This is a genomic window from Capnocytophaga sp. oral taxon 863 str. F0517 (assembly GCF_000466425.1).
Classification (GTDB): domain Bacteria; phylum Bacteroidota; class Bacteroidia; order Flavobacteriales; family Flavobacteriaceae; genus Capnocytophaga.
The window spans coordinates 39,140-62,586 of record NZ_KE992177.1 but is presented as its reverse complement, the minus strand read 5'-3'; the positions used below and the strand labels follow the sequence as shown (position 1 = coordinate 62,586).

The following is a 23,447-nucleotide window of genomic DNA, read 5'->3' as shown; positions in this document are numbered from 1 at the left end:
TTGAAGAAAAAGTTATTTACGATAGTTTAGGTATTTTGCAAATATATGATGGTGCTGCAGAGGGTTTTATTATTCACACAAGAAATAAAAGTGATGGAAATATTATATTCAAAAATAGGGGGTATAGTAATAAAATATTAATAAATAGAAAACTGGATTGCCTTATAGACGGAAAAGATACAATTAGGAACTTTGAAGTGTTTTTAAAAGATAGGCTTATAATGGTCTATCCTAAAGAAGATGATAGAATTTATGTATACAAATTTAAATAATTAATTGAGGCGTCAAAATAATTTCATATATTTGCACTCTGAAAATGAATGTATGATGGAATTATTTAAGGGACAAAGCCTCTTAGAGTTTACTGAACGCTTTAAAACAGACTTAGATTGCGAAGAATAGCTAGCTTCTTTAAAGTGGGAAGATGGATATTGCTGTCGCAAATTATGTAAAAACAGGAGAAGAACTATCTCCGCTGATAATGCCTCTGAATGACACATTATACTTCTCTAATCCAAGAGAGAGTTTGGATACTTTCAAGAATCTCCCCCCTCTATTGGCCGATACCTTCCCAGATGCTTTCGGGAATAAACTCATATTGGAATGGTTTTCTAAACAAAATCTGACACAGAACCTATTGAATCCTGTAGAAAAATTAGCTTTTTTTAGGCAACAAGTAGAATCATTAAGTTTCTCTATAGTGGCAAAAGTGGCATATTGTTTGATTATAAAGCTATTAAAGTAAAAGATGTTTTCTCTTCCAATAGAAGGCAATTAGAAATAACATTTACCTCATACAAACCCAATTACACTTATATAGACAGTATCTATTTTTATTATTTTCATAATAAAGAAGATATGAATATTATCTCTAAAAAAATAGTAAAATGAAAGAAACAGATATCCTTTTAGAACGTTTTAGAAAAAGTATTGAGGATATGCCCAATGAAGATTTCCTGAAACTTTTAGATAAAATAGAAGCCCAACCACAGGAAGAGAATGAGCTTACAGTAGGCGAATTTCTGTCCTTAATAAGTGAAGATAGTGCTGCCACTAAACCTCTCTTTGCTGATGACTTAGAAGAAGCTGTAAACTAAATTAGCCCTTTAACCCATGATTTCCGTTTATAAACTAAAACCTAAATTCCAGCAGCTACTGCACCCCCTATTGGTATGGCTACACCAAAGAGGGATTACCGCCAATGAGATTACCATAGTGGCTATTGTGTTTTCCTTAGGAATCGGTGTGCTCTTTTGGGAGGCTTCTGAGGTACCACTCTTCTTTTTGGCGCTACCCATAGGGCTGTTGATTCGCATGATTCTCAATGCCCTTGACGGCATGATGGCGCGTGAATTTGGGCAAACCTCCCGCTTAGGAGAGGTGCTCAATGAGATGGGCGATGCAGTTTCCGATGTATTTATTTTCTTCCCTTTGCTTAAGTATCACCCTGAAAGCCTTTACTTAGTGGTGGCCTTTATCGTACTGAGTGTACTCAATGAGTTTGCTGGCGTCATGGGCAAGGTATTAGGAGGGGAAAGGCGCTACGAGGGACCTATGGGCAAGAGCGATCGTGCGCTACTGGTGGGTATCTATGGGCTACTGGCCTACTTTGGGGTAGGAATAGCGGCTTATTCCAAAGTGATTTTCGCCATTGTCATTGCCCTATTGCTCTTGAGTACTTTTATTCGTCTTAAAAAGGGACTCTATGCCACACGATAACAAATATGCCGATGTACCACTGCGTATTAGGAGTTGGGGGGTGATTATCTGTGTCTTTGCTGCTGCTATTTCGCACCCTTACGCGATGTACCTCTTTTCCCTATGGGTGAGTTTTCAAGCCCTTAGAGAACTGGGGTGTCTTTTTGCCTTCGATGCTACCTATTGGCGTATAGCCATTCCCCTATTACAAGGCATACTCCTTGTGAGCTGTCCTACTTATCCCACTTATATGGTAGGAGCTGGCGCCTTGGTTGGTGTCAGCCTTATCCTAAGTCTCTGCTTAAGGCAAGTCCCCTTAGGCCTCCCCCTTTCCTTGCTGATTGTCTTGGTAGCCTACCCGCACCTGACTTTCTTACGTATGGAACCCCAAGGGGTGCTGTGGATCCTCTTTTTGGTAGTTACCACAGAACTCAATGACATCTTCCAATACCTCACGGGTAAGCGCTTCGGTAAGCGAAAGATTCTGCCCAAGGTGAGCCCGAATAAAACCGTAGAAGGTTTTGCAGGAGGGCTACTACTTACCCCGCTCTTGAGTATGGGCTTAGGTAGGTTGTTAGGGCTACCTACTGCACTACCTACTTTGGCCTTAGTGGGATTGGCTCTTAGTTTTTTCGGTTTCTGGGGAGATGTAAGTTTTTCCTACCTCAAGCGGCGTGCAGGCGTAAAGGACACAAGTAGCCTTATTCCTGGACACGGAGGTCTCTTAGACCGTATAGACAGCCTATTGTACAACTGTATTTGGTTTTACTTATGGATACGATAAAACCTTTCCACAACTGTCTGCTCCTCTCAGGTGGAGGTACCCGCTTTGCCTTATACAACGGCATGTATGCTGCACTACATGCCTTGGGCAAAGCCCCTGACTTACTCATCGCCTCATGTGGGGGCGCCTTTGCCGCCTTGGTAATCAATGCCTTTGCTACGGACAAGGAGCGAAAAGCCTATTTGCAATCGGAAGAATTTTACGAGTTTATCAAAAGCCTGTCCCTTACTCCTTATAGCAAGCTACACCGCTTGGGAATTTTAGCTTTGCAAAAGCGGTATAACAAGCGCCGTGCTCCCTTGGTAGAGGATGTGTATCAGCGCTATTTGGTGACTATGCGAGAAGATCTTTCTTGCTTATTGCCCTCTTTGGCACAGGTGTCTTTTTCAGCTACTTTGCCTACCATTGTCATAGGAGCAAGGATGCTGTTTGCCCCCCATGAGTGTGGCAAGCCCAGAGGTGAGCGGAAGCTATACCAAGAAGTGCTCATGACTGACCCCATGACCGCCCAGAGGATAAATCTCTCGGCTATAAAGCATACCGAAGCCAACTATACCCATTCGGCCATAACGGCTGACATACTTATTGAGACAGAAATGCCTATGCTCACAGCTGCGCGAATTTCTATATCGGATATGTTCTATGTAGCACCTGTGGCTTACAAAGGTGCCTATTATGCAGGCGGGGCTATTGACCTTGTCCCTATGGAGCTGGCAAGTGCTCTTTCAACAAACGTTATTGCCGAAGAGAAACAAGCCTACTCCCCTACCGAAGAGGCCTTGGTGCGTGCTGTTCTTGGCTTTAGCGGCAATGAGCGGTTAGCTTCTGTGGCCTCTTATCCTGCCCAATGGATAGATACACGTAGGGCAACAACGGCACTAAAAGGTTATTACTCAGAAAAATATATCAACTGGAAGCAACTAAGCATAGGTATTCGCTTTCCAAAAGATTACCCCACTTACCGCCAGCAGATAGAGCAACAATGGGACTATGGCTACCAAACTATACTTAACACCTTTAGACCATGAATGTATTTATCATAGGAGGTACCTCTGGGATCGGCTATGCCTTAGCGGACTTCTATCAGCGAGAAGGCAACCGAGTTGGGGTATGTGGCAGAGATCTCAAGAGACTCGCTAGTGAGTCACGCTTTGAGAAGTTTCAAGCCGATGTTATAGACAAGGAACTGTTAGATAGTGTCATACGCCAATTTGTAGGCACAGATACGCTCTCATTGCTCATCAACTGTGCAGGCCACTACGCCGAAGATGTAGCAGGAGAGATTACCTATGAGGAGGCTGTGGCAATGTTACAAACCAACATCATAGGTGCTATCAATACCGTAGAGATAGGGAGAGAACTCATGAGAGATAGCGGTGGGCAGATCGTTCTACTGGCTTCTATATCAGGGATTTTGGATTATCCTGAATCGAGCCTATACTCCAAGACCAAGCGCAGTGTGCTGCAAATAGCAGATGCTTATAGGCGCGCCTTGCGCCCCTTGGGTATCTGTATAACCACCATTGCACCAGGGTATGTAGCCACCCGAAAACTACACGATCTGAACCAAAACGACCTGTCTAAGAAACCCTTTGTGGTAAGTGAAGCACAAGCCGTAGCGGAAATCAGCCGTGCTATTGCTCAGAAGAAGCCCCTACACCTATTCCCCAAGCGAATGAAGTGGCTTATGCAGCTACTTTCGTTGCTGCCCAAGTCCTTGTTATCGCTACTTATGTACAGAAAAGCCAAATGGATGCAAACGCCTGCTAATTCTTGCGCTAGAAATTAGGTCATTAGAAAATAATTTTCTACTTTTGTCGCATTAATCTATTACGCCATGAACACAGGTTTTTTCAAAAGTCACGAAGGGGAAGAGTTATTCTTCTACGAATGGAATTACAAAGCAGGGCAAAAGACCCTTATTGTAATCCACAGAGGACATGAGTATGGCGAGCGCTTGCAGGAGTTTGCCACGCACCCACTGTTTACCTCCTACAATATCTTTGCTTTTGACATGCGCGGACATGGACACACCAAGGCAGCTGTATCGCCTGCTTTCATGGACTCGGTACGGGATTTAGACACCTTTGCCAAGTTCCTTGGGCAGCGCTATGGGGTACGCGAGGAAGACATCTTTGTGGTAGCCAACAGTATCGGAGGGGTCATCGTATCGGCTTGGGTACATGACTTTGCCCCACGCATTGCAGGTATGGCCCTTTTGGCGCCTGCCTTTGAAATAAACCTTATTGTCCCTTTGGCCAAGCAAGCCATTGAACTGATACTAAAGGTCAATCCTAAGCTCATTGTAAAGAGCTATGTGAAATCCAAGATGCTCACTCGTGACCCTGAGCAACAGCGTGCTTACGATACTGACCGCTTTATCACCCGCTCTATCAATGGCAAACTCCTTATTGACCTAGCCAACGCAGGCAAGCGATTGGTGGAAGATGCCGCTGCTATCACTACCCCTACCCTACTGCTTTCAGCAGAAAAAGACTTTGTGGTGATTAACCGCCAACAGAAACAATTCTATGTAAATCTTTCTTCTGAAACAAAAGAATTTATCACCTTGGAAGGCTTTCACCATGGCATCCTTTTTGAGCAAGGCAGAGAGGAAGTATACAAAATCCTACAACGCTTTATTCAAAAGGCTTTCTCAACACCCCTGCCTGCCCCTACGCTTGCCCCAGACCTCTTTACCCAAAAGGAGTTTGAAACCATGCAATACGAACTTATCCCCAGCGGAGAAAGACGAAACTACCGATTTCAGAAATGGGCATTGGGCAAATTAGGACACCTCAGCGAAGGGATGACCGTTGGACTCACACACGGATTTGACTCTGGTGCTTCTATGGATTACGTATATAAGAATACACCCCAAGGCAAATGGGGAGTAGGTCGCTGGATGGACAAGAGTTATCTCAATGCCATAGGCTGGCGTGGGGTACGTATCCGAAAGGGTCACCTATTACAACAAGTAGAAAAGGCCATACAAGCCCTACAAGCACAAGGGAAGAAGGTGAAAATATTGGACATCGCCGGTGGGGTGGGTAACTACCTCTTTGACATCAAGGAGCGCCATCCTGAAGTAGAGATCGTCATCAATGAATTCCTGCCTACCAATATACAAAAGGGCGAACAGATCATCAAAGAACGTGGCTATCAGCATATACGCTTTACCAACTACAGCTGTTTTGAGGCAGACACCTACCGCAAACTGAATTACACGCCCAATATCACTATTATCTCAGGTATTTTTGAGCTTTTTGGAGACAATGCCTTAGCCGCTGAGGCCATCAAAGGGGTAGTTTCTATCTTGGATAATGGTTATATCGTCTATACAGGGCAACCATGGCATCCTCAGCTCAAAACCATTGCCTTTGTACTGAAGAGTCACCAAGAGAAAGACTGGGTGATGCGTCGCCGTAGCCAGCGAGAATTGGACGGACTTTTCGCTCTCCAAGGGGTAAAGAAAGAAAGCATGCTAATTGATGATTTTGGGATTTTTACCGTTAGCTTAGCAGAGGTAAAGAAATAATCTAAGGGAATATGAAAATAATTTATGCCTTTCTGATAGCATTTATCCTCTCGGTAATCGCTTTTTTTCTTGCTTTTAGCCTAATAGATAATAGTTTTGCCGGACTATTTCTATTAGAAATGCTTCCCGTCACTTTTATTGTTATCTTACTATATACAAATCTATTAAATTCCTTTCAGGTGAAAGCGTTTAAGTACGTTGTCTTATATACTTTTATAGCCTGCTATATAATGGTTTTTATGAGCGCTTTCCTTTTAGGCTCAGATAGTGAGCGAGGCGTTGGGTATGCCTTTAAGGATGCCTTTCATCTAATGAAGGATATTTATTTACTTATTTGCAATATAGCTATCACACTTATTTACAGTACTTTGTTTGTACTTTTTAGCCGCCTTTCAAGAAAGAAAAATAAGTAAATTAGACTTGTGGACATAGGTATCAGCTACAAAGAAGAAAGCCATACAAACTAATTAAGCCTAATCCTACAGCGATAAAAGTAGCGTACAGGCTTTCCCCACTGTCAAACTAATACTCAAAATTTTTTCTCCATAAGTACCTCGCCCCTATATATTTTTTGATAATGAAGGAGTTGTTCCCCTTTGTAATAGCCTATATAGTAGGCGCGTTCCTCTTGGTGTGCCTCGGCATCCTGCTGACTTACCTCATCATATAGATAAGTAGGGTGGTCTGTAGCTTGTTTGTGCAAATCGGAGCAGCCTAGGAAATAACGCTGTACAATATTATCCTTATACAAATAAAGTTTTTGCCCACTCATGGGGATTTCGGCAAAAACCCTTTCTTGCTCAACGGGTGTGATAGGTAGGTTATGTTCAAAAGAAGGCTCAGCGTGGAAGACGTATTGAGGATCAATGTGTATTTCTGAACTTTTTACTTTGAATAGGGTTCGCTCCCAACTATTCCCCAATAAGAAATACTGAAAACCATCCTTTTCTCCACAATACTCATAGGTAAGTAGGGATTGTATCGCAAAGGCTTCTGTGGCTTTACGCTCTTCTGTCGCTCTTTTGCAAGAAAACAACGCTAACAAAGAGGCTAATAAGGTCATTTTTTTCATTCTTTTCTACTAAATATATAGGTGTCAGCTTCTTCAAAGTTCGGATACTGCCCTCCAAAGACTTCTCTTACTACAGTTTTACCGAGGTAACGTTCTAAAGGTAAGTAGATATCCTTTGCATCTGTACAAACAAACTCTAAATGAGACATTTTCAGCAAAGGAGAGGCATCTTTTATAGGATTAAAACATATCTTTAAGTTCCTAAGGGTCTCCATACCTACCAAATCACTAAGGTCTTCTATCTTGTTTTGCTCTAAGTTCAATTCCTCTAAAGATAAATACTTCAAAGGAGAAAGGTCTTTTACTTCATTGTGATACAAATATAAGGTGTTGAGCTTCTTGAGGGCTTTCAATGGAGATAAATCGCTGATGTGGTTCCTATCTAACTGCAAATATTCAAGATTGGGCAACCACGCCAAAGGGGATATATCGGTGATTTGATTTCTATCCAACCAAAGTTCGGTAAGGTTTTGTAATTTAGCGATTCCTTTTAAAGAAAAGAGCTTATTACACGATAGTTTCAACACTGTTAGCTTGGAAAGTTCACAAAAAGGAGTTATATCACTCACGCCACTGTCATAAACCTCTACTTTTTTCAGTTTTTTATACCTGGCAAGGGGCGTATAATCTGTTGCCTTGACATTCAAATAGAGTTTTTGTAGCCTCTCCAAGGGAGGCAAGGCTTCCAAGTGAGTTATATTGTCCGATAGCAACTCTAATTCCTTTATATTGGGGAACATTTTCAAGTCGGCTAAGTCCTCCGAGTGCAAATCATCGTTATGAATGAGCATTTTGGTAATCAAAGGCACTCCTTCTTCTTTGACCAACACCCTCCTTCCCTCTTTTACAAGAAGGTCTTCGTGTTTCTTTTTCAGATATTGCTTTACTTTTTGCTCTATAAGCTTGCTCTTAAAGGTAATGTAACTCATTTTAATCAGTAACTAATATTTTTTCTAATTCCTTTTTCTTTAATAGATACGTTTTGAGGTCTATATTACCTTCTGTTTTTTGGTCAAAAAGATCTTCTAAAGGTGATTGAGTATACGGTAAGTTCTGTTTAACATCTCTTATTCATAATAGCTAATAATTCTTTTTTCTATTTTTGTTCCTATATATTCATTATTTTTATTCCTTTCCACTATTTTTCTAGATATCCAGTTATGTTTTTCATCATATACATAATCCGTAAATGAATACTCCCGTATTAATTCATCATCTAAATAATACATTTTTATTGATAATATATCCCCTTTATTATCTATTTCAAATTTTCTTTTTAATTTAATCCCATGGCGGTAATTTTCAATAACTTCAATAACATTTCCCTTTTCATCATATTTAAATTCTGTAAAACCTCTTACGGAATCCTTAATATAAGGACTTAGTTTCTCCTTCCGGATTATATTTCCTTTTTCATCATATTTATTTACCAGTTTATAAGTTTCCTCTTTAATATAGGTACTATCTTGTCCATTGACTAATATATATTCTAGCATCTCTTCATCTATTATCTCTCCTTTATTATTGTATTTTAAGGTTGTTTTATTTACCTTCCTACCTTCTCCATACATATCAATTTCTACAACATTATCTTTTAGATAATTATAAACAAATCTAACTTTTGGTTTATTATATATAGAATCAGTCTCTTCCATTAAGAGTCCTTTATTGTTAAAAATATTAACAGTTAATCTTTCTTGAGATATAAAAGGGGTTCCATCCTCTCTCTTTATAAAATCAGAGTTAGAGATTCTATATAGTGTTACAATGAGTTTTTTCACTTTTCCGTGAAGATTTTGATCTTTCCAATCCTTTTCTCTATGCGATGAAGTTTTACAAGATACTAATAATAGTGATACAAGTAGAAAAATAAATGATCTAAACATAATACATAATTTTAATTTTACAAGGGCAAAGATAAGTTTTTTCTCCAAAAATAAAGTATTTGAATAGAAATATGTCTTGAATTTGATTGTTTTTAAGTTTTTGTAAGGTATTCATTTAGTTGCTTTTTCTAAAAGTGATTCCATAAAACTTATTATTCCAGAACAATTCTGTTTTCTTTTCAGTCACTGATGCTGGAATACATTGTTCTATGGCGTTCAAATCAACTGTTTTGCCTTCAAAATAGGATTTAGAAAAGACGCTTTTCTTGTATTGGGTCTCCACAAAGTCGGCAGTCTCATCGGCAATAAGCAACTTGCTTCCTGGTTTGGCAACTCGGAGCATTTCGCTCATAGCAAGGGCTTTATCGTTGAAAAAATTAATGCCTCCATTGTGAAAAACAATATCAAAAGTATTATCAGCAAAAGGTAACTCTTCAGCGGGACATTGCACAAGGGTAAGGTTTGTTTTCTTTTGCCACTGCCTCTTACATCTTTTGAGCATTCCCATAGAAATATCAGCCCCTACAAGGTCTATTGTTTTCAGATCAATCCCTTGGGGTAGATAACGCAAGTCCGCCCCTGTACCTATGGAAACATAAAGCACCGAAATAGCATTCTTCCATTCCAAGCGGCTCATCAATTCCGTACGCAGGCAGTCAATGGCATTTCCATACTTGAGTTTTCCTATCCATTTTTCTCCAAAATCATAAAAGAAAGACATCCAATCGTACATTTTCATATATTTTTGATTGTCTCCACTGACAAAATGGTCATTCATACAGCAAAAAATACCATCTTCTATTTTTATATCAGCTTTTAATATTTGGGATATATCTTTCATTGTATTTATATTATTGAATTATCTTTTCTTAATCAAAATATCTCCTTCACAAAGCCAAAGGGGTTCATTTTCTATCTTTAACTCCTCCCACCATTGTTTTTCTTCCGTTTCAGCATCATCTACAATACGAAAATTAGCAAAATCTGTACGAGGCGGAGGCAATACAACAATATGCTCTATCTCTTTAGGTTCCAAATGATAAGTATCCGAAAATTTTTTGAGAAACAATAACTGCTCTAACTCCTTTTTATAGCTTACAAGTGCTTGTTTCTCCTCTTGCAAAAGAGAAACTTCTTTAAGCTGATGAATTGTTTTCTGAAGTTCATCTTCTATAAGTTGTTTTGCTGTTTTCATTCTTTAGTAAGTTCATCAACCATTGTAATAAGTTTGCTCAAAGTATTAAAATTGCGCGTTGTAGCTACTATTTTAAGTCTCTTTTCCACATAATTGTTATTCAATTTAGACCTTGAAGCATCCTTAGGAAGGTATAGATATATTCTATCATCCACTATAGCCAATTCTTCTCCATCAAAAGTTTCTTTCTTCAACTTTTCTACTAAATCAGGTGCTAAAACACTATTTGTGAGCGTAAAAAATACCCGAGCTATATCGTAATTTTCTCCTATAAAAGGATTCATATCAAGCATTTCCTGTACTTCCTTACGAGTTGCTACAACAGTTGGTAAGTCAGGACCTATATGTTCTTTTATTAATTGGGAGACTTTGGGGGCTATTTCATTACGTACTTTGTCAGATAAGAACACTATATTTCCGCTTTGGATATAAGTGCGTACCCCTTCAAATTCTGAGGAGAGTAATTCTTGTAGCTCTGCCATTTTGGGGATTCTGTTTTTTCCCGTAGGCATTACTCCTCGCAATAAAGCTATATAAGGTTTTTTGTCTTTTGTTTTCATTATTACAATCCATATTTAGTCCAGCCCCCATCGTGCCATTGGCATTCGCCAATCTTCCACTCGCCCTCTTTTCTGATGATAAGAAAGCGAAACTGACAATTATGTCTGTCTTGGGTATAGAGGTATATTTTATTCTTGGTTTTGAGTTTTAAGTTCAGGGATTTTGGCTTATATTACAATTCCACAACTTAACAGTATGATAGTTTGTTTTATTATTCTGCCTGTTTTTTGTATGTTGTTAGCTGTCCTTCAAAGTCTATTTCTTTTTCCAAAAGATGCCTATAATAACTTGTGAGTATCATAGCCGACATATCATCGGGGTGCTTAACGCCTTCGTCCAAAAGCTATAAAACTAATGACACACATACAAAAAGTAACAAGGTATTTCATATAATTATTTAAATATTCAGACCATACTTTTTAGCATACCCCTTTAAAGTTCTTTCAGCCAAAGGATTCACCCTTTGCAAAAGTTCGTTATATACCGCTTGGGCTTTCTCTATATACCCGTGCTCTCCATAAAATACCAATACTCCAAAAGGAGAAAAAATTGAATCAGTCGAATAAAAAATCTTCTCTACACTATTATATTGGTTAAAAAAAGGCAGAATATATTGTTGTATATCTTCCTGTACTCTCTTAATCAACTCTTGTTCATCGGTATTTTCATCCACTTCGTACCACAAATCATTTCTACCACGCAATTTGTTAATCGTTTTACGGATAATACAAACAGGTTCTGTAGGATAATCAGGCACTTGTCCCGTATGCTTAAAATCATAATAGCCCAACCAAAATTTAGGTTCAAAAATCCCTATATTGATACGAAACCTAATGTTATCTCTATCCCCATAACTGCTTTTCTGTATATTGATAATATGCCCTACCTCAGCAAGCCTGCGATAATAGTTCAAGGCTTTCTTTTTAAAAGAAAGAGGCTTTAACAAAGGCGTAAAACCTTCTTTTACAATCGTATCGAATTTAATTTGTGTAGCTGTCTTCATAGTAATCATTTTCGGGTACCATCCTGCTCCATATCCAACTGAAAGATACAAGAGACTATCATAATAGACACGAGCTACCAACTCGCACTAGCGGAGGTATTTTCGGCTTTATAGGCTTCTAAAAAGTCAGAAAGAGCTTGGTAAATTTCTGTTTTAAGGGCAGGTGTAATGGTGATATAGTGTTGTTTGCTATGCAAAAATAAAACTATTCGCTGTAAAAAACAAATTCTTTTGTTACGAGCTGTAACAAAAGAATTTAGTTTTTAAGAAAGCACTGTTATTTAATAGGTGTTGTAGGGAGCTTCACTTCTCCTGGGTCTTTCCAAAGGCCGTCCTTAATGGCGCGTTTCTTAGCTGCTTCGGCTCGCTTTTCACTATCAGGGTGAGAGCTCATCATCTTTTGGAAGCGGCTTTGAGTCTCCCCGCCAGAGAGGAGCGCCAATTTCTTAAAAGCGGTATATACCCCTACTACATCATAGCCATGCTTCTTCATGAAATTATAGGAGTACTCATCGGCCTGAGATTCTTGCTTTTTGCTGTGCTTGGCATCCAGTAAGCCTTCTGCTATTTCCCCCAATTGACTTTCACTCAAGGCCTTTACGGTACTGGAGGCCGCGGCTCCAGCTTCCTGTAGGGCGGCTCTGGTATAGGCAGCCTTAATAGCATCCTTGGTATCCTCATTCTTTACGTGACCGATTTCGTGACCAATGATTGCCAAAAGCTCCTCATCAGTCATCAAGTCCATAAGAGAGGAGAAGACACGCACACTTCCATCAGCACAGGCAAAGGCATTGATATCGGTCACCAAATACACCTTGTAGTTCAGGGTCATACCATCTTCGTTTTTGTGTTTGCCGAAGAGACGATTCAATCGCTTGGTATAAGGACTTTTAGCATCAGCCACTTTGTTATGGGCATCCATCCAGTCTACCGATTCTTTAGATAGTTTTTGAGCATCCTCATTGCTAAAGGAAAGTGCTTGTACGCCTTTGGTAGCGGCACTGGCCATCTTTCCAATATTAATCTGTGCTTGCGCAGTAGCTACCGCTACCATACACAAGACTGTCAAAATTGTTTTTTTCATATAAATCTCTTTATAATTACCAAGTGCAAATATAAGCGTTTTAATTGTTAATTGCCAATTATCATTTGTTAATTGTCACTCTTTAAATGATAAATGACCAATGCTTAACCTAAATAGGTTCAGCATTGGTCATTAGTCGTTTGTCATTGGTTACTATATCTCGTGTTCACCTTTGATTTCTTTATGTTCGTAGTCGGCGATCATCAGGCGGTCGTAGTCGGTCTTAGTACCTTTACTGAAGCGCTTACCAATGTTATCAAAGATTAGGTATACGAGTGGTACGATAATCAAAGTCAAGAACAGTGAGGAAAGTAGCCCCCCGATGATTACAATCGCTAAGGCGTTGTTAATCTCAGCTCCTGCACTGGAGGCTATTGCCAATGGTATCATACCTGCCACCATGGCGATGGTGGTCATCAGAATCGGACGGAAACGTGCATGGTTGGCTTGTATCAAGGCCGTTACGGTATCTTCGCCTTCTTCCTTGCGGTGGTTGGCGAAGTCCACAATCATGATCGCATTCTTAGCTACCAACCCGATGAGCATGATAATACCCAAAAGGGTGAAGATATTGAGCGACATATTGGCCAATGCCAAAGCGACCAAAGCCCCAATGAAAGAAAGTGGAATAGAGAACAAGACCACAAACGGACGAGAAAAACTGTCATATAACACTACCATTACCATATATACCAATAGGATGGCCGCAATGAGTGATACAAAGAGTGTTCCAAAGCCTTCATCTTGGTTTTCTTGATTTCCTGAGAAGGTAAAATGCACATTGGCTGGTTTTTCCATCGCATCAAGTTTTGATTTCCACTCAGAAACAATGGTACCTGTAGGACGTCCTACAGATTGGGCTTGTACGGTTACCGAAGGTGACTTATCATAACGTTCCAACAGGGTAGGTCCTGAAGCATAGAACACTTTGGCAAACTGGGAGAGCTTTATCTGCTGACCTGCATTATTGATAAAGACCATATTCTGTATGTTTTCTATAGACTGACGATGTCCTTCTTCGAATAGGATATTAATATCATATTCAGAATCTCCGGTACGGAACTTACTATCATCATTTCCATTGAAGGCTGTACGCATCGTTACTCCTACAGTAGCGATATTAAGCCCCAACATAGACATCTTATCACGATCCAGTTGTACATTGATCTCTGGGTTCCCTGCCTCTGAGGAAAGCTTTATCTCTGTAGCTCCTGGTATCGTCTTGAGCAGTTCAGCGGTTTTCTCTGCATATTCTTGGGCTACCTTAACATCATCGGAGGTAACTACCAAAGCAATTGGCGCTTGTTCTGCCCCCATCATACCTACAGGTACAGTCTTCACTTTGGCATCAACTAAGTATTGGCTCAGTTCTCGTTTGAGCTTGGCTGCAATTACCGTAGTGGATTCGCTACGTTCTTTCTTATCCACAAGAGTAATCTGTATTTCAGACTTATAGGCGGTAGACAGAGAGGATCCCATACCACTGGTGGACTGTCCTACAGTGGTAATCATTCGCTCTACCAATGGCCTATTGGTACCAGGCACCTTGAGGTTACGTAGGTAATTCTCTGCCTTTTGAGTGATAAAGTTGGTTTGCTCCAAAGAGGTGTCTTTGTTTAATTCAAACTGTACCAAAAACTTACCCCTATCCATATTAGGCATAAAGTCTGCCCCTACAAAACCTGTAGGAATGAGCGAACAAGACCCTGCAAAGAGGAAGAATACCAGGATGAAGGTTTTCCATTTGTGCTTGAACGACCATACCAATAGATCCGAGAAGAAATGAGTCATACGATTGATAAAGTTCTCAAAGCCAATAGAGATTTTCCCCATAAAAGATTTAGGATCAGGGTGTTCCAACTTTCCAAAACGAGAGTAGAGCCAAGGCACTATGGTAAAAGACATCAATAAGGAGAGTGAGGTTGCGATAGCCACCGTAAGGCAGAACTCTTTTACGATATTCACCACAATACTATTTCCTATAGAAATCGGCACAAATACCACGACAATCACCAAGGTAATGGCCATAACGGTAAGGACAATCTCCTTAGAACCATCATAGGCAGCACGTACCTTGTTCTTGCCCATCTCCATATGGCGGTGTATGTTCTCCAAGACCACGATGGCATCATCCACCAAGATCCCTACCACCATTGAAAGAGCTACAAGGCTCATCAGATTCAGCGTGAAGCCAAAGAAGTACATCCCAATAAAAGCTGCAATGAGCGAGGTCGGGATAGAGACCATTACAATGAGCGCATTACGCAAACTGTGTAGGAAGAAGTACATCACCACGGCCACAAGCACAATCGCCAAGAAAAGGTCAAACATCACCGAATTAGCCGCATGCAGTGTAAATTCGCTGGTATCCTCTGCCAATTGCAGCTTTAGATTTTCATTGGCATAGTTTTTTTCTATCTGAGCCATTTTCTTGCGTACCTGTTCACTTACCGATACAGCATTGGCATCGGTTTGTTTGAGCACTCGCAGCAAAAGCGTATTTTCTTGGTTGATACGGGCTATTTTTTCGGCATCCTCTTCGGCATCCTGTACATCCGCTACATCAGAAAGGCGGATTTCGATCCCTTTTTGAGAGACAAGTGGCAAATTACGTAGTTGCTCCACATCCTGAATTTTCCCCAAGACACGAATGGAAGTACTATTCTCACGTGTTTTGAGCTTACCGGCAGGGATTTCCAAATTGGAAGCCGCAATAAGCTGCTGTACTTGAGCGATCGTAATACCATAGCCTTCGAGCTTCTGAGCATCGACACTAACACGGATTTCCCTCTTACGTCCGCCGATGATATTGACCTGCGCTACCCCAGGTACACGAGAGAGTTCAGGCTGTATCTTCTTATCCACCAAGTCATAAAGCTCTTGAGAAGAAAGATTGGAAGTCACCCCCATGGAGATAATCGGTAAGTCCGATAGGGAGAACTTGGAAAGAGAAGGCTCCTTGGCATCGGTGGGAAGGTTGGCACGGATAGCGTTGATCTTACGCTGTGCTTCATTGAGCGTATTATCCACATTGGCATCGTTGGTTAGCTGTATGATTACCACCGAAAGAGACTCATAGGAGTGAGATTGTATCTTTTTGATATTCTCCAGAGAAGAGACCGCATCCTCTATTTTCTTAGTTACGGTACTCTCAATTTCGGAAGGAGATGCCCCCGCATATATGGTGGAGATGGTCACCACATTGACCTCGAACTTCGGAATCAGCTCATAGTTCAGGAGCTTATAGGAATAGAGCCCCCCCAAGAGCAATAAGGAGAGCATCACAATTAGGACACTGGGTCGCTTGATAGAGAGTTTGATAATATCCATCGCAAGTAATTTCTAAATCGGGGGCAAAGGTAATACAAAAAACTTAATAAACAAAAAAAGTTTCCAAGTTTTTTACTTGGACTTATAGGATTATAAGATATAGGGATATAGTTGGCTTCCCTCCTATATCCCTATGATCCATTATTGCTTAACTATTAATTACTTACTCAATAGGAACCAGCTATTTTCCCCATTCTTAATACTACGCAGATTGTAGTAGTAATCATAGGTAGTGGCATCTATTTGATAAGGACTGTTATTGACTACCTCATCAACGATAGGAGTAAGGTAGGGGAAGTACTGCGAGAATCCGCTAGCAAGGTTCGCATCCTTGAGGAAGATTTCTATCTGATCTGGATGGCCAGCTACTCCTACAAAATCGGCCTCATAATCCGAAGTATAGTCCTTGTAACGACCGTTATTAGGATTGGTATTCCTTAGGCTCAAGGTTATAGCTGTGGAGGTTCCCCCATCATTTCCTTCGATCAGTTCTCTGAAGGAAAAATAGGTATTGAGAGAGTAGTTTCTCCACTTGCCACGGCGTACCTGATTGTCCAAGTTCCTATGAATATCTATATAACTTTGGGAGGTGTAGTATTCTGCTACTGATATCCAACGAGAGGAAGTCGTGGAGAAGGTAATAGGACAAGGCACTAAAGCGGAGGAAATAGCTCCATCGGGCGTTACCAAAGCAGTTTTATCCTCATTGAAATAGAGTTCATCAAAGGTAACTCCTTTAATTTCAGCAGGTTCATAAAGCTTAATTCCTCTTTCAGTAAGCGTAAAAGCGCGCTGCACGGTCTGTCCTTCGTAGCTAAATACCAATTGACGATAACTTGGGAAGTGAGTGATCTTCACCTCAGTACCTTCTATGGTGATAGGAGAGAGCCCTTTACCCTTGAGCACTTGAGTATTCTCACGGAGCTTGGTAAGGAAGGCTTCCCTATCGCCTGTAAGTTTGGTGAGTGTCATTAGGTTATTGGAAGTACGCCCCCTTAGGGTAAGTACTCCGTTTTCTTCTTTAAGGAAGATAAACTCAATATCCCCTCCTCTGGCATTGGTAAATACTGGAGAGACAAAACGGAAATGGTCTAATACACTATTGAAGGTATCAAAGCTCAAGGTAGGCCCTTCGGTATTGGAGTATGTATAATAGGATTCTTCCTCGGCATTGGTAGGTCTTACCTCGGAAGAGGCTTTTACCTTGCCATCTTTGAGTTTCAAGACAAAGGAGTAGCCGCCTATACTACGTGGTGCCACAGGGAAGCCCCCGAAACTACGGCTTACCCCTGGGTAATAGGAGAGCAACCAATAGCCATCATAGCCTTCTATAATGCCCTTGTAAGTCTCAAGTGTAGTAGAGGTACGGTTACTGGCTTCCTTCTCGAATACAGCTTCTTCCTTATATTCACAAGCCGAAAGGAGTGAAAAGGCTAAAAATAGAGTAATATATCTTTTCATTATTTTTAATTATTAGTTAGATCAGAAAAATTTTTCTGAGGGACTACCTGCCCACTCAAGGTACGTCCTGCCACATAAGGATAGCGTTCGCGGATCTTATTTCTCAAGACATCTAAGTCGATATTCCAAGTTGTGGTGAGGTAACGACGGATCATATCCATCTTCTGCTGGAGCTTCTCCTTACCGGTATATTGCTCTGTAGAACGGATTTTGGCATTGCCCAATTCCAATTGTTCTTCCCATACACGAGCCGAGTCATAGGAAGCCACTGAGGCACCATTGTTATAGTTAGTAAAACTACGCTTCCAAGCTGTATAGAGGGCATCGTCGAAACCATCTCCATTGGTATCCAAAGTGGTATCCTCGGTAGCACAACCACAATCTTGTGTGGCATTGAAGTAGGTGATATAGCGAGAGATCATCTCCACAAAGTCCTCATCAGAATCCTTACTTCCGTAAGCGCTGATAAAGCCCGCCTTGAGGTAATCGGTACCTGTCCAGCTATTCAACCAACTATTACTCTTGTAGTCCGTACCCGAGATACGCTTGTAATCGGTAGGGTAATCCACCGATTGGTGCCAGGTATGAGCCGTCTCGTGGTAGAGTGTATGTAAGGCATTGTCATTGAGGTAGAAGATACTGTTAGGACGTATGTTATTGATATTCATCATATGGATCTTCACTCCATTGTCTGCCAAGCCTCGCAAAGGGACACGAGTAGGGTGATAGGCATTCTCTCCTATAAGAATCAGGGTATTGAACGAATGTTCCTTCATGAACTCCTTGGAGGTCACCTCTATGTAAGGTTCTATAAATAGATAGTTGAACACGGAGGCGAACTGTACCGCCTTATCATACTTGGTAGGGGTGAGCACCCAGCTACGAGTAGTTTCTTTCTCCACAAAGCGGTAGAGAATGCGAATATTGTACGGAGTGGTAAAGTGATCTTGTATGTAAGTATCCAAAGGGTTAGGTGGATTGAGCACCTTTTGCTGAGAGGTATCTTGCTCATTGTCCTTAGGGACAACACTATCGGCAGTAAGAGCATTATCCACGGAGCAGCTTATCATGGCTGCTGCCAAAAGTATATATATAATCTTTTTCATAAGCTTGAGTATTTTTTATCTTGGGTTGGGTTGCATACCGGCACCTATAGCGGTACCTGGAAGCTGTATAGCACGGCGGGCATCAACAGGAGCTAAGACCCCTTGTATGGTAGAGATGTCTCTCTCCTCTTTGGTATGTTGGTAGCGCGCTACCTCTATTCCATAGCGCTTAATATCCTGCCAACGAAGTCCCTCATGCATAGTAAGAATACGGCGACACTGTAATACATAGTGAATCAGCGACTCCTGTTCGGATGTGAGTGTAATAGAAGGATGTAACTGCTTCTTTTGAGTGGCTCCACTCGGGGTACTTTGGCTATAAGCCAAGCTATTGTAGAAGTTGATTATCTGATCCTTGGTAAAAGTATTACCATTAGGATTAGGATTATCATCCTGACTTCCTTTCAGATACTTAGAAGTCCATATATTAAGATCTTCCACTGCACTATCAAGCTCTCCAAGCATAATTTTAGCCTCGGCGCGTACCAAGAGTGTCTCATCGGTGGTAAAAGGCACTAAGATAGTACGGGTATAGGAACCATCTTTGAAGGTAGAGAACTTAGGTAGTAAGACGATATCCCTTAGATCGGCACGCTGGGTAAAAGGCATAAACCAGTAGAAGTCATAACCATTATTTTTGGACACCGCATGAGGATCCCAAAGATTGGTAGTGGAGAAGGTTTCCTGTTCTGCCACTCTATAAGCATGGGAGAAGCGATTGTTGGTTTCTACAAAATAAGTAGTAGAGAGTTCTGAATAGACAGGCTGTAACATAAGGTTGGCCACCTCACTCTCACGGGCATAGGCTTGTCCATAAGCAATTATAGAACGGATACCAGTCTTTTGGGCATCGCGGAAGTCCGACCATTGGCGTACCAGTGTTTTAGTGGTAGCTGCATTGGTAGTAAGCACCACATTGGCAGCCTCTACTGCTTTTTGCCATTGTTGGTAATAGAGGTAGAAGCGAGCAGCGAAGGCATAAGCTGCTTTCTTATTGAAGTGATACTTAGGCATTTGGTAATAACTATCCTCAATGAGCGGAAGGCCTACTTGGAGGTCTCGGTCAATTTGCTGATATAGTTGGGCTACCGTACCACGGTCACGTTTGGGGTCAAGTTGTGCTTCTGGCTCGGTAATATAAGGAATCCCCAAGTCGGTAGCACTGGTGGTAGGGTTGTAGGCTTGGCAGAAAAGGTTGGCCAAGCAGAAATGAGCATAGGCACGCGCTACTAAGGCTTCCCCTTTGGCAGGATTGAGAGCAGGATCTCCTTTTAAGGTTGTCTCAATAGCCTCTAAGGCTGCATTGGCATGGCTAATCGCCTTGTAGTGAAAGTCCCAAATATTCTGCAAACCGTCCAGATAGTTGTATTCCAAGATGGTTTGCCAATAGGCTGCCTCACGAGTGAGGAAGTTAGAATAGATATTATCCGCCCCTATATCATCTATATTATCCGAAGAAAATTCGTTAATAAGGGTGGTGGCTATCTGGGGATAGGCATTGGTGAGGGTCTGCTGAACCTTTTCAGGCGAATCAATCAGCAGACGATTGTCCGGCATCTTATCCAGCTGATCGTTACAAGCGGTCAGCGCGAGGGAAGTAATAGCTAATATATAGTATATTCTTTTCATTTTTTTGAAGGGTTAAAGTCCTACACGTAAAGTAAATATCAATCGTTTAGGAGAGATAGGAGTATATCCATTCGCTAAATAATCAGGGTCATCTCCATTGAGGCGCTTATCGGCATAGAGTAAAGCTAAGTTAGTGGCTTGCAGCTTGACACTAAGCTGACGAATACGAGTCTCACGCAAGAAATCCTTATCAAAGGTATAGCCTAAAGAAATCTCTTTCAGACGAATATTATCCCCTTTGGCAATACGGATATCGGAATAGTCATAGGTATTGTAAGCCTGAATAACCTCATTGTAGCCATAGACTTGCTGCGTATAAGTGGTATAGACTACAGGAATATTGGTTTTGGCCTGATCACCAGCGAATTGCCAACGGTTGTTGAGCTCACGAGGCAGATTTCCATAGTCGGTATAGATATTGCTTAGCTTTCTAAGACGCACCACATTTCCATAGGAGTAAGTAAGCACTACCCCCAAGGAGATTCCCTTGTAGTGGAAGGTATTACTAAAGCTCCCTTTATCGGTAGGGATGAGGGTACCAGCATATTTTAGAAAATCTACATTACGGCTATCGAAGCGGATGCCACCGATAGTGGATTGGTTGCGTTCGTCAAGGAAAGTAGGTAGTCCCCTATCGTTCAGCCCATTGAAAGGAACTGAGAAGATAGACTTAAGTGGATAGCCTGCACGAGCGAATCCCCCTTGTGAAGTAGCACTGGTTGAATAGCCAATCATATCACGAATGGTAGGAGTGGTAAGTAGCTCTGTAATCTCATTCTTAGCCCGAGAATAGATAAAGGAAGTCTTCCAGGAGAAGTCAGCCGTTTTGAGATTGGTTGTCTCTAAGCCTATTTCAAGCCCGCGGATATGCATTTGAGCCATATTCCCTTTTTTGGTAGTGAAGCCCCCTGTACCTTGAGTAACAATATCTCCTATCAGGTCATAGCTATGGCGGTGGAACCATTCTACAGAAAGGTTGATGCGATCGTCAAGGAAGCCCATATCTGCTCCTATATTCAACTCTTGGTTTTTCTCATAGGTAAGGTCATGGTTGGCGATATTCTGAATTTCCAATCCTAACTCACGCTGAGCAGAATTACGCCAAGGGTTGTTGATATAGAGCTGTTCTAGAGAGTTGCTCACTGAAGGAGCTACAGCCGTTACCCCAAAGGAAGCCTTGAGACTTAGGCGAGAAAGAGGCTTGAGAAAAGTAAAGAATTTCTCTTGAGTAACATCCCACTTTACTCCTGCGTTCCAAGTAGGCATCCAGCGGAGGTAGCGAGAGGGGCCAAAGGCGTTGGAAGCATCATAACGCAAAGTACCATTGGCGGTATAGCGTCCATTGAAGGTATAAGAAGCATTGGCAAAGAAAGCTTGGTTGTTATTCTCTGTATCGGCTATGGTATAGTAGTTACGGAACTCCTCTTGTAGCTTCTTGAACATCAAGTAAGAGAAAGAAGCATAGTTCCCTGCATTATAAAGCAAACCATAGTTTCGGTTCATATCATTGGTATTCTTAGCGTTGTCCATCTCGAAGCCCCCGAATAGAGCGATATTGTGTAGGCCTTCGGCAAAAGTATCCTTATAGCTAAGAGTTGCTCGAAGGTTATTGGCCAGTGAGGTCTTGTCTCTTTTCTCACGAATTCCCCCTTTGGGTAGGGCTACTATAGGAAGTGCAAAAGGATCGTTAGGGTCTTTGTATAGGTTGGTATTCTTATCCCTTACGGTCGTATTGGGCATAGCACGATAGGAGAGCACCGAATTGGAATTTTCCTTATACTCTGTCTTTTGAGTATTGCTTTGGTAGCGAATAGCCCCCATAAGGGCTGCCTCCAACTTAGGGGTAATCTTCCATGAGAGCTGCCCCTGTATACGAAGGGTTGCTATATCAGTATCTATATAAGCATTGTCTATCTCATTGAAGATGTTATAAGGAGCATAGTTAGTTGTATAATAGTCCTTAGCACTTAGCGTACGAGAGTGGTTCAAGGCATACTTATAACCATCCTGTATGGGAGCAGTTTGGTCGCGGTAAGAGAGGTCAGTGATCAAGCCTAAACGCACCTTGGAAGAAAGGTTATAATTAGCATTGAGGTTGGTCGCATACTGAGAGAACTTATTTCCTTTTTGCCAACCCGGATCGGAGAGAAGGCTTAGGGAAGCGTAATAGGTAGATCTTTCATTTCCGGAGGAAAAAGAAAGAGTATGGTTCTGCATCACAGAAGTTTGGAAGAGCTGCTTAAACCAGTTGGTATTACGTCTTTCAGCTTCTTGTAGGTAAGCTCTACGTCCTGCCTCAGTGTTGAGTACGCGGGAGTTGCCATGACCATCAAGCTCATAGAAGAGTTCGTACATTTTTCCTACAACCCCTTTGTTCTTTTGGGTTACTACATTTTGAAACTCATAGTGCCCTCCCTGCATCAGTTCCTGAATAACAGACATTTGCTCCTGAGAGTTCATGATATTGTACTGGTCATAGGTAGGAATAAGACGGAAAGTAGATTCGTTGGTATAGGTAAAACTACTTGCCCCCACAGCCCCTTTTTTGGTAACCACTTCCACAACCCCTGCGATGGCACGAGGCCCATATACAGCCGTAGCAGAGGCATCCTTAAGTACTCTAAAGCTCTCGATACTTTCGGCTGTAAGGCCTGGAATAGCCGAAGCGATCAACAACTTGGCATCTTCGGAGACGAGGTCTTCGGGTTTGAGGTCAATTTCGTCCTGAAGGATCACTCCATTGAGTACCCATAGGGGCTTGGCTTCCTGGTTGATAGATGTTTGCCCACGAGTATTGGTATTCATAGGCGTTTTTTGAGTAGGTTTAGGCTTGGCTTTGGTCTCCTTGCCCTGCTCCGATTTTTTCAGTTCCTCCTGTGCCCAAGAGGTCTGCCCCACTGCTAAGAGAAGCAAAAATGAGAGCAAAAATCTGACTTTCACTGTATTCATCTTTATGTATTAAATAGATTTTTTCTGTCCTATTAAGGAAATCTCCTTTTTGAAAAAGGCTTGCAAATTTACGAATAAATCAAAGAAAAAACAAGTATTTTCCGCTATTTATGTAGGGCAAGATATGTTAAAACAAGAAGGGGTTGCCGAT

23 protein-coding genes and 2 pseudogenes are annotated in these 23,447 nt (G+C 41.4%); 10 read left to right on the top strand and 15 right to left on the bottom strand.

Going from position 1 to position 23,447, the window contains the following annotated elements; genetic code table 11:
* The 10 genes and pseudogenes from HMPREF1551_RS14090 to HMPREF1551_RS12110 form a co-directional block, all read left to right on the top strand.
* Positions 1–272, top strand: a 272-nt coding sequence (locus HMPREF1551_RS14090) for a hypothetical protein (RefSeq protein ID WP_021629461.1), incomplete at its 5' end; no start/stop codon positions are given.
* 55 nt (positions 273–327) lie between these two features.
* Positions 328–480 (top strand): annotated as a pseudogene (locus HMPREF1551_RS14530) (IS1595 family transposase); the annotation flags it as partial.
* Positions 425–745 (top strand): HipA N-terminal domain-containing protein, encoded by a 321-nt coding sequence (locus HMPREF1551_RS12145; protein WP_021629460.1) that lies wholly within the window; start codon positions 425–427, stop codon positions 743–745. The pseudogene HMPREF1551_RS14530 and the gene HMPREF1551_RS12145, both read left to right, overlap by 56 nt.
* 142 nt (positions 746–887) lie before the next feature.
* Complete coding sequence (locus tag HMPREF1551_RS12140; protein ID WP_021629458.1) at positions 888–1,097, top strand: hypothetical protein; 210 nt, start codon at positions 888–890, stop codon at positions 1,095–1,097.
* Between the two features lie 16 nt (positions 1,098–1,113).
* A complete protein-coding gene (locus HMPREF1551_RS12135; protein WP_021629457.1) occupies positions 1,114–1,719 on the top strand; it encodes a CDP-alcohol phosphatidyltransferase family protein in 606 nt (201 codons plus the stop codon).
* On the top strand, positions 1,706–2,482 hold the full coding sequence (locus tag HMPREF1551_RS12130) for a phosphatidate cytidylyltransferase (RefSeq protein WP_021629456.1): 777 nt from the start codon (positions 1,706–1,708) through the stop codon (positions 2,480–2,482). The genes HMPREF1551_RS12135 and HMPREF1551_RS12130 overlap by 14 nt, the downstream gene beginning before the upstream one ends.
* Positions 2,470–3,510 carry a patatin-like phospholipase family protein gene (locus HMPREF1551_RS12125; protein WP_021629455.1) on the top strand — a complete coding sequence of 347 codons (1,041 nt, stop codon included), beginning with the start codon at positions 2,470–2,472 and terminating at the stop codon, positions 3,508–3,510. The genes HMPREF1551_RS12130 and HMPREF1551_RS12125 overlap by 13 nt, the downstream gene beginning before the upstream one ends.
* Positions 3,507–4,271 carry an SDR family NAD(P)-dependent oxidoreductase gene (locus HMPREF1551_RS12120; RefSeq protein ID WP_021629454.1) on the top strand — a complete coding sequence of 255 codons (765 nt, stop codon included), beginning with the start codon at positions 3,507–3,509 and terminating at the stop codon, positions 4,269–4,271. The genes HMPREF1551_RS12125 and HMPREF1551_RS12120 overlap by 4 nt, the downstream gene beginning before the upstream one ends.
* Positions 4,272–4,319: 48 nt before the next feature.
* A complete protein-coding gene (locus tag HMPREF1551_RS12115; protein ID WP_021629453.1) occupies positions 4,320–6,020 on the top strand; it encodes a bifunctional alpha/beta hydrolase/class I SAM-dependent methyltransferase in 1,701 nt (566 codons plus the stop codon).
* An 11-nt stretch (positions 6,021–6,031) separates the two neighbouring features.
* On the top strand, positions 6,032–6,433 hold the full coding sequence (locus HMPREF1551_RS12110) for a hypothetical protein (RefSeq protein ID WP_021629452.1): 402 nt from the start codon (positions 6,032–6,034) through the stop codon (positions 6,431–6,433).
* A 116-nt stretch (positions 6,434–6,549) separates the two neighbouring features.
* On the opposite strand, the gene HMPREF1551_RS12105 is transcribed toward HMPREF1551_RS12110, so the two are convergent.
* The 15 genes and pseudogenes from HMPREF1551_RS12105 to HMPREF1551_RS12045 form a co-directional block, all read right to left on the bottom strand.
* The gene (locus HMPREF1551_RS12105) at positions 6,550–7,083 is read right to left on the bottom strand and encodes a hypothetical protein (protein ID WP_231374988.1); all 534 of its coding nucleotides are present in this window, start codon (positions 7,081–7,083) and stop codon (positions 6,550–6,552) included.
* A gap of 5 nt (positions 7,084–7,088) precedes the next feature.
* Positions 7,089–8,021: a leucine-rich repeat domain-containing protein gene (locus HMPREF1551_RS12100; protein ID WP_021629450.1), complete on the bottom strand. Its 933-nt coding sequence runs from the start codon at positions 8,019–8,021 to the stop codon at positions 7,089–7,091.
* 138 nt (positions 8,022–8,159) lie between these two features.
* A complete protein-coding gene (locus HMPREF1551_RS12095; RefSeq protein WP_231374987.1) occupies positions 8,160–9,026 on the bottom strand; it encodes a hypothetical protein in 867 nt (288 codons plus the stop codon).
* Positions 9,027–9,093: 67 nt separating this feature from the next.
* The gene (locus tag HMPREF1551_RS12090; RefSeq protein ID WP_021629447.1) at positions 9,094–9,819 is read right to left on the bottom strand and encodes a class I SAM-dependent methyltransferase; all 726 of its coding nucleotides are present in this window, start codon (positions 9,817–9,819) and stop codon (positions 9,094–9,096) included.
* Positions 9,820–9,837: 18 nt separating this feature from the next.
* Positions 9,838–10,173, bottom strand: coding sequence for a hypothetical protein (locus HMPREF1551_RS12085; RefSeq protein ID WP_021629446.1), 336 nt, complete (start codon positions 10,171–10,173; stop codon positions 9,838–9,840).
* Positions 10,170–10,733: a DUF1697 domain-containing protein gene (locus HMPREF1551_RS12080; protein ID WP_021629445.1), complete on the bottom strand. Its 564-nt coding sequence runs from the start codon at positions 10,731–10,733 to the stop codon at positions 10,170–10,172. The genes HMPREF1551_RS12085 and HMPREF1551_RS12080 overlap by 4 nt, the downstream gene beginning before the upstream one ends.
* 2 nt (positions 10,734–10,735) lie before the next feature.
* Positions 10,736–10,873: pseudogene (locus HMPREF1551_RS13535) on the bottom strand (NTF2 fold immunity protein); the annotation flags it as partial.
* 72 nt (positions 10,874–10,945) lie between these two features.
* On the bottom strand, positions 10,946–11,044 hold the full coding sequence (locus tag HMPREF1551_RS14450) for a hypothetical protein (RefSeq protein WP_314751471.1): 99 nt from the start codon (positions 11,042–11,044) through the stop codon (positions 10,946–10,948).
* Positions 11,045–11,131: 87 nt separating this feature from the next.
* A complete protein-coding gene (locus tag HMPREF1551_RS12075) occupies positions 11,132–11,737 on the bottom strand; it encodes a DUF4304 domain-containing protein (protein WP_034544704.1) in 606 nt (201 codons plus the stop codon).
* A 277-nt stretch (positions 11,738–12,014) separates the two neighbouring features.
* Positions 12,015–12,821, bottom strand: coding sequence for a M48 family metallopeptidase (locus HMPREF1551_RS12070; protein ID WP_021629441.1), 807 nt, complete (start codon positions 12,819–12,821; stop codon positions 12,015–12,017).
* Positions 12,822–12,974: 153 nt separating this feature from the next.
* The gene (locus HMPREF1551_RS12065; RefSeq protein WP_021629440.1) at positions 12,975–16,151 is read right to left on the bottom strand and encodes an efflux RND transporter permease subunit; all 3,177 of its coding nucleotides are present in this window, start codon (positions 16,149–16,151) and stop codon (positions 12,975–12,977) included.
* A 159-nt stretch (positions 16,152–16,310) separates the two neighbouring features.
* Positions 16,311–17,612: a DUF4302 domain-containing protein gene (locus tag HMPREF1551_RS12060; RefSeq protein WP_021629439.1), complete on the bottom strand. Its 1,302-nt coding sequence runs from the start codon at positions 17,610–17,612 to the stop codon at positions 16,311–16,313.
* Between the two features lie 5 nt (positions 17,613–17,617).
* Positions 17,618–18,718: a substrate import-associated zinc metallohydrolase lipoprotein gene (locus tag HMPREF1551_RS12055; RefSeq protein WP_021629438.1), complete on the bottom strand. Its 1,101-nt coding sequence runs from the start codon at positions 18,716–18,718 to the stop codon at positions 17,618–17,620.
* A 15-nt stretch (positions 18,719–18,733) separates the two neighbouring features.
* A complete protein-coding gene (locus HMPREF1551_RS12050) occupies positions 18,734–20,347 on the bottom strand; it encodes a RagB/SusD family nutrient uptake outer membrane protein (protein ID WP_021629437.1) in 1,614 nt (537 codons plus the stop codon).
* Positions 20,348–20,359: 12 nt separating this feature from the next.
* On the bottom strand, positions 20,360–23,296 hold the full coding sequence (locus HMPREF1551_RS12045; RefSeq protein WP_021629436.1) for a SusC/RagA family TonB-linked outer membrane protein: 2,937 nt from the start codon (positions 23,294–23,296) through the stop codon (positions 20,360–20,362).
* Positions 23,297–23,447 lie beyond the last annotated feature (151 nt).

Coding starts and splice junctions, on each gene's coding strand:
- HMPREF1551_RS12145 (WP_021629460.1), top strand. CDS start 425: ATGGATATTGCTGTCGCAAATTATGTAAAAACAGGAGAAGAACTATCT.
- HMPREF1551_RS12140 (WP_021629458.1), top strand. CDS start 888: ATGAAAGAAACAGATATCCTTTTAGAACGTTTTAGAAAAAGTATTGAG.
- HMPREF1551_RS12135 (WP_021629457.1), top strand. CDS start 1,114: ATGATTTCCGTTTATAAACTAAAACCTAAATTCCAGCAGCTACTGCAC.
- HMPREF1551_RS12130 (WP_021629456.1), top strand. CDS start 1,706: ATGCCACACGATAACAAATATGCCGATGTACCACTGCGTATTAGGAGT.
- HMPREF1551_RS12125 (WP_021629455.1), top strand. CDS start 2,470: ATGGATACGATAAAACCTTTCCACAACTGTCTGCTCCTCTCAGGTGGA.
- HMPREF1551_RS12120 (WP_021629454.1), top strand. CDS start 3,507: ATGAATGTATTTATCATAGGAGGTACCTCTGGGATCGGCTATGCCTTA.
- HMPREF1551_RS12115 (WP_021629453.1), top strand. CDS start 4,320: ATGAACACAGGTTTTTTCAAAAGTCACGAAGGGGAAGAGTTATTCTTC.
- HMPREF1551_RS12110 (WP_021629452.1), top strand. CDS start 6,032: ATGAAAATAATTTATGCCTTTCTGATAGCATTTATCCTCTCGGTAATC.
- HMPREF1551_RS12105 (WP_231374988.1), bottom strand. CDS start 7,083: ATGACCTTATTAGCCTCTTTGTTAGCGTTGTTTTCTTGCAAAAGAGCG.
- HMPREF1551_RS12100 (WP_021629450.1), bottom strand. CDS start 8,021: ATGAGTTACATTACCTTTAAGAGCAAGCTTATAGAGCAAAAAGTAAAG.
- HMPREF1551_RS12090 (WP_021629447.1), bottom strand. CDS start 9,819: ATGAAAGATATATCCCAAATATTAAAAGCTGATATAAAAATAGAAGAT.
- HMPREF1551_RS12085 (WP_021629446.1), bottom strand. CDS start 10,173: ATGAAAACAGCAAAACAACTTATAGAAGATGAACTTCAGAAAACAATT.
- HMPREF1551_RS12080 (WP_021629445.1), bottom strand. CDS start 10,733: ATGAAAACAAAAGACAAAAAACCTTATATAGCTTTATTGCGAGGAGTA.
- HMPREF1551_RS14450 (WP_314751471.1), bottom strand. CDS start 11,044: ATGTCGGCTATGATACTCACAAGTTATTATAGGCATCTTTTGGAAAAA.
- HMPREF1551_RS12075 (WP_034544704.1), bottom strand. CDS start 11,737: ATGAAGACAGCTACACAAATTAAATTCGATACGATTGTAAAAGAAGGT.
- HMPREF1551_RS12070 (WP_021629441.1), bottom strand. CDS start 12,821: ATGAAAAAAACAATTTTGACAGTCTTGTGTATGGTAGCGGTAGCTACT.
- HMPREF1551_RS12065 (WP_021629440.1), bottom strand. CDS start 16,151: ATGGATATTATCAAACTCTCTATCAAGCGACCCAGTGTCCTAATTGTG.
- HMPREF1551_RS12060 (WP_021629439.1), bottom strand. CDS start 17,612: ATGAAAAGATATATTACTCTATTTTTAGCCTTTTCACTCCTTTCGGCT.
- HMPREF1551_RS12055 (WP_021629438.1), bottom strand. CDS start 18,718: ATGAAAAAGATTATATATATACTTTTGGCAGCAGCCATGATAAGCTGC.
- HMPREF1551_RS12050 (WP_021629437.1), bottom strand. CDS start 20,347: ATGAAAAGAATATACTATATATTAGCTATTACTTCCCTCGCGCTGACC.
- HMPREF1551_RS12045 (WP_021629436.1), bottom strand. CDS start 23,296: ATGAATACAGTGAAAGTCAGATTTTTGCTCTCATTTTTGCTTCTCTTA.